The 14,583-nt window shown below is 32.2% G+C and carries 12 protein-coding genes; 3 read left to right on the top strand and 9 right to left on the bottom strand.

Annotated elements, in window-relative coordinates; genetic code table 11:
• Positions 1 to 397: 397 nt before the first annotated feature.
• From V5E38_RS09830 to V5E38_RS09855, 6 genes are all read right to left on the bottom strand, one after another.
• Complete coding sequence (locus V5E38_RS09830; protein WP_499213140.1) at positions 398 to 694, bottom strand: rhodanese-like domain-containing protein; 297 nt, start codon at positions 692 to 694, stop codon at positions 398 to 400.
• A gap of 16 nt (positions 695 to 710) precedes the next feature.
• Entirely contained in the window at positions 711 to 1,064 is a 354-nt protein-coding gene (locus V5E38_RS09835; protein WP_499213141.1) for a rhodanese-like domain-containing protein, read from the bottom strand.
• Positions 1,065 to 1,139: 75 nt separating this feature from the next.
• Positions 1,140 to 1,400: a metal-sensitive transcriptional regulator gene (locus V5E38_RS09840; RefSeq protein WP_098234579.1), complete on the bottom strand. Its 261-nt coding sequence runs from the start codon at positions 1,398 to 1,400 to the stop codon at positions 1,140 to 1,142.
• Between the two features lie 481 nt (positions 1,401 to 1,881).
• Positions 1,882 to 2,418: a S26 family signal peptidase gene (gene lepB / locus V5E38_RS09845; protein WP_499213142.1), complete on the bottom strand. Its 537-nt coding sequence runs from the start codon at positions 2,416 to 2,418 to the stop codon at positions 1,882 to 1,884.
• Between the two features lie 145 nt (positions 2,419 to 2,563).
• Entirely contained in the window at positions 2,564 to 4,207 is a 1,644-nt protein-coding gene (locus V5E38_RS09850; protein WP_499213143.1) for an AMP-binding protein, read from the bottom strand.
• A 214-nt stretch (positions 4,208 to 4,421) separates the two neighbouring features.
• Positions 4,422 to 5,678 carry a cation:dicarboxylase symporter family transporter gene (locus tag V5E38_RS09855; RefSeq protein ID WP_499213144.1) on the bottom strand — a complete coding sequence of 419 codons (1,257 nt, stop codon included), beginning with the start codon at positions 5,676 to 5,678 and terminating at the stop codon, positions 4,422 to 4,424.
• 643 nt (positions 5,679 to 6,321) lie between these two features.
• Between V5E38_RS09855 and zwf the strand changes: the two genes are divergently transcribed.
• Positions 6,322 to 7,821 (top strand): glucose-6-phosphate dehydrogenase, encoded by a 1,500-nt coding sequence (zwf, locus tag V5E38_RS09860; RefSeq protein WP_499213145.1) that lies wholly within the window; start codon positions 6,322 to 6,324, stop codon positions 7,819 to 7,821.
• Positions 7,822 to 7,902: 81 nt separating this feature from the next.
• Here zwf and gnd read toward each other — a convergent pair whose 3' ends face one another.
• Entirely contained in the window at positions 7,903 to 9,309 is a 1,407-nt protein-coding gene (gene gnd, locus V5E38_RS09865; protein ID WP_499213146.1) for an NADP(+)-dependent, decarboxylating phosphogluconate dehydrogenase, read from the bottom strand.
• A gap of 247 nt (positions 9,310 to 9,556) precedes the next feature.
• Between gnd and V5E38_RS09870 the strand changes: the two genes are divergently transcribed.
• The gene (locus V5E38_RS09870; protein ID WP_499213147.1) at positions 9,557 to 10,666 is read left to right on the top strand and encodes an AbrB family transcriptional regulator; all 1,110 of its coding nucleotides are present in this window, start codon (positions 9,557 to 9,559) and stop codon (positions 10,664 to 10,666) included.
• 219 nt (positions 10,667 to 10,885) lie between these two features.
• Here V5E38_RS09870 and V5E38_RS09875 read toward each other — a convergent pair whose 3' ends face one another.
• Together V5E38_RS09875 and V5E38_RS09880 are read right to left on the bottom strand one after the other, a co-directional pair.
• Positions 10,886 to 11,632 carry an SDR family NAD(P)-dependent oxidoreductase gene (locus tag V5E38_RS09875; RefSeq protein ID WP_499213148.1) on the bottom strand — a complete coding sequence of 249 codons (747 nt, stop codon included), beginning with the start codon at positions 11,630 to 11,632 and terminating at the stop codon, positions 10,886 to 10,888.
• A gap of 110 nt (positions 11,633 to 11,742) precedes the next feature.
• On the bottom strand, positions 11,743 to 12,192 hold the full coding sequence (locus V5E38_RS09880; RefSeq protein WP_499213149.1) for a MarR family winged helix-turn-helix transcriptional regulator: 450 nt from the start codon (positions 12,190 to 12,192) through the stop codon (positions 11,743 to 11,745).
• 679 nt (positions 12,193 to 12,871) lie between these two features.
• Between V5E38_RS09880 and V5E38_RS09885 the strand changes: the two genes are divergently transcribed.
• On the top strand, positions 12,872 to 14,419 hold the full coding sequence (locus tag V5E38_RS09885; protein ID WP_069032142.1) for a bifunctional GNAT family N-acetyltransferase/carbon-nitrogen hydrolase family protein: 1,548 nt from the start codon (positions 12,872 to 12,874) through the stop codon (positions 14,417 to 14,419).
• Positions 14,420 to 14,583 lie beyond the last annotated feature (164 nt).

Below are 14,583 nucleotides of genomic sequence, written 5' to 3' on the forward strand. Positions count from 1 at the left end.
TTCCTCATGAACTCTTTATGAGGCACTATATCTCTGCTTTTTGCTTTTGTCTTCCTCATGAACTCTTTATGAGGTACTATATCTCAGCTTTTTGCCTTATGTACTTCCTCATGAACACCTTATGAGGTACTATATCTCAGCTTCTTGCAATTTTACTTACTCATGAACCCTTTATGAGGTACTAAAACTGAGCTTTTTGCGATTTTACTTCCTCATGAACCCTTTATGAGGGACTATATCTCATCTTCTTGCTAATTTAGTTCCTCATGAACCCTAGTGTGCAGGTCCTTTCATCCTTTTGCGTTTTCTTTACTAATTAACCTCAGTATGTTATTACCTTTCAATACATATAAAAAAAATTGCCTATATTCTTTTATAAGCAATTTTTGCATTTTGTTTATTCAATTTCTCCTGTCCAAGCAAGCATTCCGCCAGTCATATTCACAACATTAAATCCATGACTTTCTAAAAACTGTACTGCTCGACTACTTCTGCCACCAGCATGGCATACAACGATGTATTCATTATTTTTATCTAGGTCTGCCATACGGAATTCAATTAAACCAAGTGGAATATGCGTCGCACCTGGGATCATTCCGTTTGCTACTTCATCCGCCTCGCGAACATCAATAATATTAAGTGAATTTCCATTCTTTAATAAATCTTCAAGTTTTTCTGCTGTAATTTCTCTCATTCATTATTCTCCTTTATTAAGACCAGGTGCTCATTCCGCCTTTTACATTTGTAATATTGGTATAACCCATTTTTTTAAGAACTTTACATGCTTTTTTACTTCTCATTCCACTTTGGCAAATAATAATTGTTTCTTGATCTTTTGAAAGATGATTTAAATTTTGCTTTAACAAATGCAATGGAATATTTTTGAATTCTTTTATATGTCTTCCTTTATATTCTGCAGGTGTTCTAACATCAATGAATTGTTTTTTCTTACTTTTCAATTCATTTTTTAATTCATTTGTTGAAATTTGCTTTACACCTTTAATTGGAAGAAAAGTTTGTACTAGAAAATAAGCAATTAATACGATGATTAGAATATTTAACATTACTATTTAGGTCCTACTTTCAAGAAGTTGATGTTCAGAAATATTTTGGCCAGTGATAAGTTTTACGAATATTTTTTATCTGCTTTTTACTAATAAGTTAACTGCTTCTTTTACAAGTTCTTCTGCACTTTCTCCATTTTCATCAGCTAATCTTACACATTCAATTAGATTCGTACTAACGATGACTCCTATTGTACGATCCATTGCTGCTCTTACTGCTGATAATTGAGTGATAACATCTTTACACCCTTTATCTTCATCCATCATTTTTAAAATGCCTCTAAGTTGCCCTTCAATTCGTTTTACTCTATTTTTTATTTGATCATCATAAGACATAGAATTCTTTCCTTTCTTAGTAAAATTTTTACATTAGTTAAATTGAACTATATACCCAGATAGGTATGAAGTCAATAAAATTGCCGTCATTTTAGATTACTAGAAAAAGAAGATAGTCAATTTCATTTTAAACAGAATAAAAGCCTGGTATCTAACTACCCCAGGCTTTACTTCTTCACATATTTATTACTAAGAAAGGTATCGTGATGATCGCTACGATCATTAATAACCAATTATTCTTCTTAATATGAATAATTTCTTCCTCCAATAACAGCTCTTCATTTTTTTTCATTATATATTCCTACTTTCAGTTTTGATTAATTTATTCTTATATTTAAGATTTATTTCCTTAAATAAAGCTTAAAATACCTGTAAGTATCAATTTTGTTACTTTTTTACTTTATATAATGAAAATGAAATTTTAATGAAAAACCTTTTTTTAATTTCTACAATCCCTATTTATTCCATTTTACTTTTTCTTTTAGTGTATTATTCTTACTCGATCAAAAGGAAAAAAAACTCCTTCAACTTTTCCGACTATTTCAGACTGTTTAATATACCCTAAACCATTTCTGCTATCTTTACTATTTAGTCGATTATCACCCATTACCAAATACGACCTGCTAGGTACTTTAACTTGATTAAATTGAAGATATTCTTTATAGACATTTTTTAAATGATCATTTAAGTAGTTTTCAGCTAAATGTTTTCCATTAATATATAGGAGCCCGTTCGTTAAATTAACGTTATCACTTGGCAATCCAATGATTCTTTTGACATAATACTTAGGGTCATTTTGTTTTTTTATAATGACAACTTCGCCTCTATTTATTGATGAAATATGAAATGAGGCTTTATTTACAAACAAATAATCATGATTATGTAGGGTCGGTTGCATCGAAGCACCTTGAACAATAAAGGGTGAAAAAATAAAAATCTTTACAATTAATGCGATTGTAAAAGAATAGACTATTATTTTAAAAGTTTGCCATGAAGATTCCTTTTTTCGTATTTTCAAATTTGTATCCCCTTTAAATTTATTGTCTCCACATTTTACCATAACACGATTAATTATTTGAATATTCCTTACAAATATTTAAAGAAAAAAATAGCAAAGCTTTCTGTTTCACTTTGCCATTTCTTCAATGAATAAATCAGATAAATTAAACTTGTTTTGAGGCAGATTCTACTGCTTGCTCTCTAAGTCGGAATTTCTGTATTTTTCCAGAGGCAGTCATGGGATACTCTTTTACAAATTCTATATATCGAGGAATTTTATGTTTTGAGATTTTTCCCTTACAGTACATTCGAATATCCTCTGGTGTAATTTTTATTCCTTCTTTAATAATAATGCAAGCCATTACTTCTTCCCCATACACATGATCAGGTACTCCAACAACTTGAACATCTAACACATCTGGGTGAGTATATAAAAATTCTTCAATTTCACGAGGGTAAATATTTTCTCCCCCACGGATAATCATGTCTTTGAGCCTACCTGTAACTTTGCAATAGCCATTCTCATCCATGATTGCTAAATCTCCTGTATGTAGCCAACCATCTTCATCAATCGCAGTACGAGTAGCTTCTTCATTTTTGTAGTAACCTTTCATAACATGATAACCTCTAGTACATAGTTCCCCTTGTACTCCACGTGGTACTTCATTTGAAGTGCCTGGTTCTACTATTTTCACTTCAACATTTGGTAATGCCTTACCAACCGTTTCAACTCGTACCTCAATTGGATCATTGGTTCTAGTTTGTGTAATAACTGGAGAAGACTCCGTTTGGCCATATGCAATTGTAATCTCTGTAATACCCATTTTTTCGATTACTGCCTTCATAACCTCAATTGGACAGTTTGAACCTGCCATAATTCCAGTTCGTAATGTTGATAAATCATATTTAGAAAAATCAGGTTCATTTAATTCTGCGATAAACATTGTAGGAACTCCATGTAATCCAGTACATTTTTCATCTTGTACAGTTTGAAGTACTCTCTTTGGACTGAAGTCTTGTACAGGTACCATCGTTGCTCCAACAGTAACACAAGCCATGGTGCCTAAAACACATCCAAAGCAATGGAAAAATGGAACGGGTATGCATAAACGATCTGCCTTTGTTAATTCCATACAATTCGCAATATTGAACCCATTATTAACGATATTTGAGTGTGTAAGCATTACACCTTTTGGGAAACCAGTCGTTCCAGATGTATATTGCATGTTTATAACATCATACGGACTCATTCTTGCAATTCGCTTATCCAACTCTATGTCTGAAGTATTTTTAGCCATAGAAATAAGCTCATTCCATGAGAATGTTCCAGGATATTTTTTCTCACCTAGAACAATTACGTTCCGTAAAAATGGCAGTCGACTGCTATGAAGTTCTCCAGGAACAGCACCCTTTAATTCTGGTATAATTTCATAAAGCATTTCAATATATGAAGAATCCTTATACTGATCCATTAAAATAATCGTTGTTGAATCAGATTGCTTTAACAAATATTCTAGTTCTGCTGTACGATAATTTGTGTTTACTGTAACAAGAACTCCACCCATTTTGCCAGTTGCAAATTGGGAAGTAAGCCATTCAGGTGTATTTGAAGACCATATTGCAATATGATCACCTTTTTGAATTCTAAGACTCATCAAACCTTTTGCTACTTCTCTACAGTGATTTTCAAATTGTTCGTAATTCATCCTTAAACCTCTATCCGCATAGACAACAGCCTCATGAGTAGGATGTAATTTCGCTTTTTCTTCTAATAGTTTCCCAATCGTAATATCTAGTAAATTTGTCATCTTTTCCTCCTTAATTGGTTCCCTTCCAAAAGGACGCGTTATTACCACTTAAATTTAAACACAATTAAGAATATTCTATGTTTTTAGACTTTCCCCTTTAAAAAAACTACTGTAAAAGTAGAAAAGCCACAAGGAATTTCTTTTTCCTTGTGGCTTTTGTTTTTAGTTAATTTATTTGAGAGTTAAAATTAAAATATCTTTCCTATATTATACGTTACATAGCAACGTTATTATCATTCTTCACCACTTCTGGTTTAAATGCGCGTTCCCATTTTGCAATTACAACTGCTGCTAAAGAGTTACCTACTACGTTTACTGCAGTTCTAGCCATATCTAGAATACGGTCAATACCAGCAATAAATGCTAAACCTTCAACTGGAATTCCTGCTGTACCTAATGTTGCTAATAATACAACGAACGATACGCCTGGAACACCTGCAATACCTTTTGAAGTGACCATTAGAACTAACATTAGTGAAATTTGATCTGTGATTGATAAATGAATACCATACATTTGAGCGATGAAAATTGCTGCTAATGCTTGATATAAAGTTGATCCATCAAGATTGAATGAATAACCAGTCGGAATAACGAATGAAGAAATTGATCTTGGTACTCCGAATTTTTCTACTTTTTCCATAATTTTAGGTAAAACTGTTTCTGAACTCGCAGTAGAATATGCTAAGATCAATTCATCTTTAATTAATTTAATGAACTTAAATATATTAACTCCTACCATTTTAGCTACTAAGCCTAATACTACAACGATAAAGAATGCCATCGTTAGATAAACAGTTATGACTAATTTTCCAAGTGGAATTAAAGATTCTAATCCAAACTTTGAAACTGTAACTCCGATTAATGCAAAAACACCAAATGGAGCAAATTTCATAATTTGATTTGTAATGTAAAACATTGTATCAGCTGTTCCTTGGAAAAATGCTAAGACTGGCTTTCCTCTTTCTCCTACCGCTGTAATCCCAAGACCAAACAGCACTGAGAAAAAGATAATTGCTAACATATTTCCTTCAACAAAAGCTGAAAAAATATTTGGCGGTACGATATTTACAAATGTATCTGCAAACCCATGACTTTTCACTTCTTTTGCTGTTTCAACATAAGTATTTATATCAGTTTTGTGAAGAATACTCATATCTATACCAGCACCTGGTTTAACGATATTCGCTACTAGTAATCCGATTAAAATTGCAATTGTTGTAATAATCTCAAAGTACAGAATCGTTTTTCCGCCTAAACGGCCAAGTTTTTTTGTGTCACCAACACTAGCAACACCTACAATAATACTTGAAACAACGATAGGTATTACAATCATTTTAATCAGACGTAAAAAGATGTCTCCGATTGGTTGTAAATAGTCAGCAACCTTTGGATTTCCATAAAAAATTGCGCCTACAATGATCCCGATAACAAGACCAATTAATATTTGCCAAGCTAAGCCAATTTTTTTCATAATAAAAGTCCCCCTTGTAGTAGAATTTTGCCAAGTTTTTTAATTTACTAAAAATAACAAAACCATTTAAATTTTTTTAAATGGTTTAAGCACTACTTGGCTTATTAAGATATCGATGGAACTCTCATAAATTACCCATCATTTCCATAATTACTTTTTGATTATATTCAGAATTTACAATCAAAAAAAGTTATAAAAAACAGTATAACAGAAATCATTACGATTTCAATTTTACTATATTTTCCAAATTTCGATTAAGGTACATTACAATTCTACTAAAAAACTAAGATTTTGACAAATTCCCTTTATAGTTTTTTAATTTTTTTTTAATTTTTAACCAAATAATTACATATTTCTATTTATATTCAGAAAAAACTTGCATTTTCCAAATCATTTAAAACCCCTTTGTTTACAAGGAATAAGAAGAAAAAAGTTAAATATTATCAAGACTCTTATTTACGAATCTGTTCGTTTTGTTTATGATATAAGATGAATAATTTGGAAATATAATTTATTTTTTAATAATTAATGAAAATGCTTTCAAAATATTTTTTTGAAAGTGATTTTACATATTTTGTATAATCAGCCTTGATTATTACTAAAATAAGTTAGTAATTTATGTTTAAGAAGTGAGGTAAATTAATTGAAAACTAAAGTAAACCCAAAAGCAGTTATTGTCATTTTTGGAGCAACAGGAGACCTAGCAAAAAGAAAGCTTTTTATTTCAATATATAGATTATTTTTGAGCCAAAAAATTGATGAAGGTTTTGCGGTTGTAGGTGTAGGTAGAAGACCTTGGTCAAATGATGAGTTTCGTGAAACTGTAAAAAAATCAATTCAATCTATTACTTCATCTGATACTGAAATTGAAAGCTTTTTATCTCATTTTTATTACCATCAATTTGAAGTATTAGAACCGTCTTCGTATATAGAATTAGGAAATTTATTAACAAACTTGGATAATCATTACTTAATTCCTGGTAACCGTATTTTCTTCCTTGCAATGGCACCTGAATTTTTCGGAACAATTGCTAAACAGTTAAAACAAAATGGATTGGCTGATACAGAAGGCTGGAGTCGAATTGTAATCGAAAAACCATTTGGCCATGATTTACCGAGTGCAATTGAATTGAATGATGAAATTCGTGAAGCATTTTCAGAAAAACAAATCTACCGTATCGATCATTATTTAGGGAAAGAAATGGTTCAAAATATTGAAGTAATCCGTTTTGCAAATGCCATGTTTGAACCGCTATGGAATAATCGATTTATTTCAAATATCCAAATTACTTCTAGTGAAATTCTTGGTGTTGAAGACCGTGGAAAATACTATGAGAATTCTGGCGCTTTAAAAGATATGGTCCAGAATCATATGCTTCAAGTAGCGGCACTTCTTGCTATGGAGCCTCCTATTAAATTAACAACTGAAGAAATTCGTAGTGAAAAAGTTAAAGTATTTAAAGCTTTACGTAAAATTGATGAAAACGAAGTAAAAGATTACTTTGTTCGCGGACAATATGATGCTGGTGTAATTAACGGTGAAGAAGTTACAGCATATAGAAATGAAAACAATGTTGACCCTGAGTCTCAAACTGAAACATTTGTTGCAGGTAAACTTTTTATCGATAATTTTAGATGGGCTGGTGTTCCATTCTATATTCGAACAGGAAAAAGAATGGCGACAAAATCTACTAAGATAATTGTTCAGTTTTCAGATATACCAATGAATCTTTATTACAATACAAAAGAGACAATGTCTCCAAATTTATTAATTATACATATTCAACCAGACGAAGGAATTACATTGCAATTAAATGCAAAAAGATCTGGCTCAGAAGAAGGCTACACAAAGCCAATTCAATTAACATTTAATAATAATTGTGTTGATTGTGTTAATACACCAGAAGCATATGAGCGATTAATTTATGATTGTATGTTAGGTGATGGAACAAACTTTACACATTGGGATGAAGTAAAATATTCTTGGAGCTTTGTTGATGTCATCTCAAAAGCTTGGGACAATAATTTAGCACCACTTACAACATATAATTCTGGTACAATGGGTCCAAACGAAGCTGATACTTTATTGACAGTTGATGGTCACAAATGGTGGCCAGTTACTGATCGATTAAATGAAAATTAAAAACAATTTATCGATAAAAAAAGTTACTCCCTCATAATAGCGAGGGGGTAACTTTTTTATGTTTCAAAAACCAATTTGAAATTATGTCCACTGAGTATGGAACTTACCTTCTTTATCGATTCGTTCATAAGTATGCGCACCAAAATAATCTCTTTGTGCTTGAATTAAATTTGCAGGAAGTGTTTCAGTACGATAACTATCAAAATAAGCTAATGCTGCAGAGAAACATGGAATTGGTACACCAGCTTCAATTGCTACTACGCTAATTTTACGTAATGCACCTTGATAACTTTCTACGATTTCTTTGAAATATGGGTCAAGTAATAAGTTAGAAAGATTTGCATCTAGATCGTAAGCTTCTTTAATTTTTTGTAAGAAAGCCGCTCGAATAATACATCCACCTCTGAAAATCATTGCGATATCACCATATTGTAAATCCCAGTTATACTCATCAGATGCAGCTCTTAATTGAGCAAATCCTTGAGCATAAGAACAAATTTTACTCATATAAAGAGCTTTACGCACATCTTCAATAAGTTGCTCTTTATCACCATTATATGTACTAGTTGATGGACCAGATAATAATTTACTTGCTTTTACTCTTTCATCCTTCATTGCAGAAATAAAACGTGCAAATACAGACTCAGTAATAATAGAAGTAGGTACACCTAAATCTAGTGTGCTTTGACTAGTCCATTTTCCTGTACCTTTTTGTCCTGCTTTGTCTAAAATAACATCTACAAGTGGTTTACCTGTTTCTTCGTCTGTTTTAGTAAAGATGTCGGCTGTAATTTCAATTAAATAGCTATCAAGCTCACCCTTATTCCAATCACTAAATACATGATGTAATTCGTCAGCACTTAAGCCAAGTACATTTTTTAATAAAAAGTAAGCTTCTGAGATTAATTGCATATCTCCATATTCAATTCCATTATGGACCATTTTTACGTAATGACCAGCACCATCGGGGCCAATATATGTTGTACAAGGCTCATTTTTTACTTTTGCAGCAATCGCTTCAAAAATAGGTTTCACTAGTTCAAATGCTTCTTTTTGACCACCAGGCATAATTGAAGGACCTTTTAAAGCTCCCTCTTCCCCACCTGAAACACCTGTTCCAATAAAATGAATTCCACTATCAGATAGCATTTTGTTTCGTCTTTGAGTGTCTTTATAGTATGTATTTCCACCATCAATTAAAATATCACCTTTATCAAGATGAGGTAGTAATTGTTCAATTGTTGAATCAGTAGGTGCTCCTGCTTTTACCATTATCAATATTTTTCTAGGTGTTTCAAGAGAATTTACAAATTCTTCAATTGAAAATGTTCCAACTACATTTTTACCTTCTGCTTCTTTTAAAAATTCTTCTGTTTTTTCAACTGAGCGGTTATATACAGAAATTGAGAAACCTCTACTTTCAATATTTAAAGCTAGGTTTTTTCCCATTACTGCTAACCCAATTACGCCTATTTGTTGTTTAGCCAATTCAATTAGTCCTTTCTAATTAAAATTTGCAAGGGTTTTCAAATTAAAAATTGTAAAAAATTTACTATCCTTAATATATCCTCCGATTAGTTTTACTATCCTGTTTAATATTCTAACGACTAACCGAGCAAAATCCTTGCATACCATAAACTTAAGGTCAATAATGATATTAACATAACAAGCGCGCTGAATAAATGTAAACATGTTCTATACATTAAAATTTTATAATTTGAAAAGAAGTGAAACTATGGTAATAAATTACAACTATAATAAATGGACACAGCTTTTATTTACTTTAATTATTGCAATTATTGGTGGATTTTTATTTCAATTGATTAAACTCCCAATACCTTGGCTCCTAGGACCGATGTTTTTTGTACTTATACTTTCTAAAATTAAAGGGATAAAATTGTATTGGCCAAGTAAAATTCGAGATACAGCCATGATTATAATCGGTTACACAATTGGGCTATCATTTACATCTTCTACGTTTATTCAAATCGGACATCAATTAACTTCTATGATTTTGATGACCTTTCTACTCATCCTTTTTACAATTACAATCTCAATCATAATTTCTAAAGTATTTAAAATACATTATCCAACTGTTCTATTAGGTAGTATTCCAGGTGGATTAAGTCAAATGATTGCTCTTGCAGAAGAGATTAAGGATATTGACTTCACAATTGTCACATTCTTACAAATTTCTAGGCTTATGATGATCATTTTTATGGTCCCATTATTAATTTTTAGTCCATTTTTTAACGTACATAAAAGTTCGATCTCAGAAGCCATTCACCACACTTCAGCAAGCTGGCAAGGCTTATTTCCAAACATTATTATTTTTGCGATTGCATGTACGCTCCTGGGACTTTTAGGGAAGAAAATAAATTTTCCTACAGCATTACTTTTAGGACCAATGATCGCTACCATTATCCTTAATTTATCTGGACTACATGGACCTGCCTTACCATCTGTTATTTTAGATTCTTCTCAGCTAATGATGGGAAGTTATATTGGCTTATTATTGAAACCAGAAAACTTAACTAACAAATTAAAAATAGTTTTAGTTTCAGTCTTAAGTGGAGTCGTTTTATTAACATTTTCGCTATTGTCTAGTATATTTTTAACACATATTCACACCATTGATCATATTAGTGCCTTACTAAGTTTAGCACCTGGTGGAATGGATCAAATGGCATTAATTGCAAAAGAAGTAGACGCAGATATAACTGTCATTATGTGTTATCAACTATTTAGAACACTATTTATCTTTATTGTTGTACCATATTTATTAAGATATATTTTTAGAGCAAGGATTCAAGAAAGTAAGATAAAGAGAATTAGTAACGAATAAAAAAGCAAGGAAAATAACCTTTCCTTGCTTCAGTGTGAGACAAAATACAGAAAACTTGAGTTTCAGACTGATTGCAAGCGTTTGTCTTTCGAGGCGCGAAGCCTGGTGAGGAGCGGAGTTACCCTAGTCGGTAATGAGCACCGGAGACAGGCGAAGCAACGAAGAAAGCGAGCGTTTGTCAACAGTCTGAAGCAAGGAAAATAACCTTTCCTTGCTTTTTTATTCTTCATAGATCATCTTTCTAGTCATGCCTCCATCAATTATGATATTTTGACCATTGATAAAATTATTTTCTGGATCAGCTAAATAAATACAAGCTTTAGCGATATCTTCAGGCTTACCTACTCGATTTGACCAATGTTGAAGATGATCAGTTTCTTTTAATTCTTCATTTTGATCAACTTGAATCCATCCAGGGCTAATGCAGTTTACTGTTATACCATTTGGCTGTAGCGATGCTGCTAATGAATGGGTAATTGATACAATTCCACCCTTTGATGCCGCATAAGCTTCTGAATTTGGCTCCGACATAATCGCTCTCGTAGATGCCATATTTATTATTCTTCCTCCATTATTCATCACTTTAGCAGCTTCTCTTGACGAAATAAAAACGCTTCTCAAATTAGTATTAATTACTTGATCCCATTCATCTGTTGATAAACTTAAAAATGGCTTAAAAGCGGAAATTCCTGCATTATTAATTAAAATATCAAGTTTACCAATGTTATCAATGACATTGCGAATAAGATTTATGATATCTCTCTCTATACTAACATCAGTCTTAAAGAATATTGCTCTCCCACCATTTTCCTCAATTTTCTTGACAACTCTATGACCTTTTTGTTCATTTACATCAGCTATAAAAACAATTGCACCTAATTTTCCAAATGCAAATGCAACCCCCTCTCCAATTCCATTCGCACCACCTGTAATAATAATTGATTTCCCTTTAAACTTTTCTTCCATATTTTTATACCTCTTCTTACAATTAGTCTATTATTATTATTATTTCCAGCATTAACAGAAAAAGCCGTCAAATGACAGCTTTTAATTAATCTAGTTCGAATTAAGTTATCTCAATCTTGAGTTTCTTTTTTGCTTAATCCAACCTTTTTTATTAAATAGATTAACATATCTTTTTCAGCAGAATTTAGTTGAGAAAATAAGTTATGAATCATTTTACTATGAGCTGGAAAGATACAACTAATTACTCTTCTACCCTCTTCAGTCAAAGCTGCATATATAACTCGTCGATCTTTTGGACAATGAATGCGTTCAATATATCGCCTTGCCTCTAATTTATCTAATACATACGTCATATTTCCGCTTGAGATTAATATCCTTTTTCCAATCTGTTGAATTGGCTGATCTCCTTTATGATAAAGCAATTCTAAGACTGCAAACTCAGTCAAATTCAAACCAAAACATTTAATATTATTAATAGAAGCATCAGTCAAAAATCGATTTGCTTTACATATTTCAGAATATAACCGGAGCGAATTAGTTGAAATTTCATTTTGATTCAATCATATCAACCCCTTTCAACTATCTTGAATTAAAGATAATTTTAAAGTATTTCTTGAAAGTAGTCAATGTCCGAGTATGGATTCAGTTATTATATAATGTTTTTTAGTTTCACTTAGTTTACATAATAATATTATATAATACTAGTTTACATACAATTCTACAGGTTACTAACATGTTCTAAGTTCCGTACTGTTCATTCAATAGTGTTAAAGATTATACAATGGATCACCATTTTATGAGTAGCTATCTCTCTGGTTTTCGTTGGTTTACTTCCTCATGAGCCGCTTATGAGTAACTATATTCCTGATTTTCGCTGCTTTACTTCCTCATGAATCTCTTATGAGTAACTATATTCCTGATTTTCGCTGGTTTACTTCCTCATGAACCTCTTATGAGTAACTATATTCCTGATTTTCGCTGGTTTACTTCCTCATGAATCTCTTATGAGTAACGATATTCCTGATTTTCGCTGGTTTACTTCCTCATGAATCTCTTATGAGTAACGATATTCCTGATTTTCGCTGGTTTACTTCCTCAAGACCTCTTAAAAGTAACTAATCTTTTTTTACGATATTGAAAAGGTAAATTGTGGGTATCCTAACTGTTAGAATCGAGTGCCATAGACCATTTATTATGGTCCTTTAGTAAGCGAGACATTTATATTTAGGACGTGAGATTATGTCAGAGACAGATATGTCAAAATATGAGAAGAAAATTGAAGTTCGAAATATACGTATGGAAGATATTAGTGAAATTATGAAGTTATCAAACCGTTGTTTTCCTGGCATGGAAGGATGGAAACGGGAACAATTAGAAAGTCATATTCGCATTTTTCCTGAAGGGCAGTTTTGTGTAGAGTATGAAGATAAAATTATTGGTTCTTGTTCAAGTTTAATGGTTGACTTCGATGAATATGATGACCAGCATACTTGGAACGTCATAACTGATAATGGTTATATTACAAACCATGATCCGAATGGATTTAATTTATATGGAATTGAAGTAATGGTTGATCCGGAATACCGTCGTATGAAAATTGGCCATCGTCTTTACGAAGCGCGAAAGGAATTGGCTCGACAATTAAATCTTCAAAGTATTATCATTGGTGGTCGAATCCCAAATTATCATAAACATAGAGATGAAATGTCACCACGTGAATATGTAGCAGCGGTAGAAAAACACAGTATTTATGACCCTGTTTTATCATTTCAATTAATGGAAGGTTTTACAATTAAACGGATTAATACTCGTTACCTTCCGGATGATAAAGCATCAGATTCATTTGCCACTTTGATGGAATGGAGTAATATTGACTATCTTCCAAAATCTAAACGCGTTTACCGTGCATCATTCCCAGTTAGAATATGCGCAATACAATACATGATGAAAAAAATCGATTCATTCTCAGATTTCACGAAACAAATCGAGTATTATGTTGACGTCGCCGCTGACTTCGGTTCAGATTTTGCTGTTTTCCCAGAGTTGTTTACAACACAATTAATGTCTTTTCTAGAAGAAAAACGCCCTGATCAGGCTGTTCGTAGGCTTGCAACATATACAGAGCAATATATCGAACTTTTTACAGAGCTTGCTGTACGCTACAATGTCAATATTGTGGGGGGATCTCACTTCGTTGAGGAAGACGGTAATATCTACAATGTTGCATATCTATTTAGACGTGATGGTACGATTGAAAAGCAATTAAAAATTCATGCAACTCCTAATGAGAGAAAATGGTGGGGAATTTCAGAAGGAAACGAAATCCATGTGTTTGATACAGATTGTGGAAAAATCGCTATCCAAATATGCTACGATATCGAGTTTCCAGAACTTGCTCGTATTGCAGTAGATCAAGGTGCAAACATCATTTTCGTTCCATTTTGTACGGATGATCGTCAAGGTTACCTCCGTGTTCGTTATTGCGCTCAAGCAAGAGCGATCGAGAACCAAGTATATACATGTATCGCAGGAACAGTTGGGAACTTAACACATGTACAAAACATGGATATTCAATATGCACAATCTGGTATTTTCTCCCCTTCTGATTTTGGCTTCGCAAGAGATGGCATTGTAGGAGAATGTGATGCAAATGTTGATACTGTCGTAGTCGGAGATGTTGACCTTGAAAAATTAAGACGTTCACGAAATACGGGATCAGTCCGTCAATTACGCGATCGACGTCGTGATTTATATCGAATTGAATTTAAGAATTTAAAGCTAGAATAGAACTTGATTGATAAAAAAATTGATATTAAAGGATTAAGCTCAGTCAAAAATAGTAAGCTGAGCTTAATTTATTTTTATATTCAATTTATATCTTGGCTCCCTATTGTTTGACTCATTTATTACCATATTCAACCATTTTCTCTAGACTCATATCGTTTTATATT

It is taken from the genome of Rossellomorea sp. GAMAL-10_SWC (assembly GCF_049568075.1).
Lineage (GTDB): Bacteria > Bacillota > Bacilli > Bacillales > Bacillaceae_G > Gottfriedia.

Coding starts and splice junctions, on each gene's coding strand:
- V5E38_RS09875 (WP_499213148.1), bottom strand. CDS start 11,632: ATGGAAGAAAAGTTTAAAGGGAAATCAATTATTATTACAGGTGGTGCG.
- V5E38_RS09885 (WP_069032142.1), top strand. CDS start 12,872: ATGTCAGAGACAGATATGTCAAAATATGAGAAGAAAATTGAAGTTCGA.
- V5E38_RS09870 (WP_499213147.1), top strand. CDS start 9,557: ATGGTAATAAATTACAACTATAATAAATGGACACAGCTTTTATTTACT.
- V5E38_RS09830 (WP_499213140.1), bottom strand. CDS start 694: ATGAGAGAAATTACAGCAGAAAAACTTGAAGATTTATTAAAGAATGGA.
- V5E38_RS09850 (WP_499213143.1), bottom strand. CDS start 4,207: ATGACAAATTTACTAGATATTACGATTGGGAAACTATTAGAAGAAAAA.
- V5E38_RS09840 (WP_098234579.1), bottom strand. CDS start 1,400: ATGTCTTATGATGATCAAATAAAAAATAGAGTAAAACGAATTGAAGGG.
- V5E38_RS09855 (WP_499213144.1), bottom strand. CDS start 5,678: ATGAAAAAAATTGGCTTAGCTTGGCAAATATTAATTGGTCTTGTTATC.
- V5E38_RS09835 (WP_499213141.1), bottom strand. CDS start 1,064: ATGTTAAATATTCTAATCATCGTATTAATTGCTTATTTTCTAGTACAA.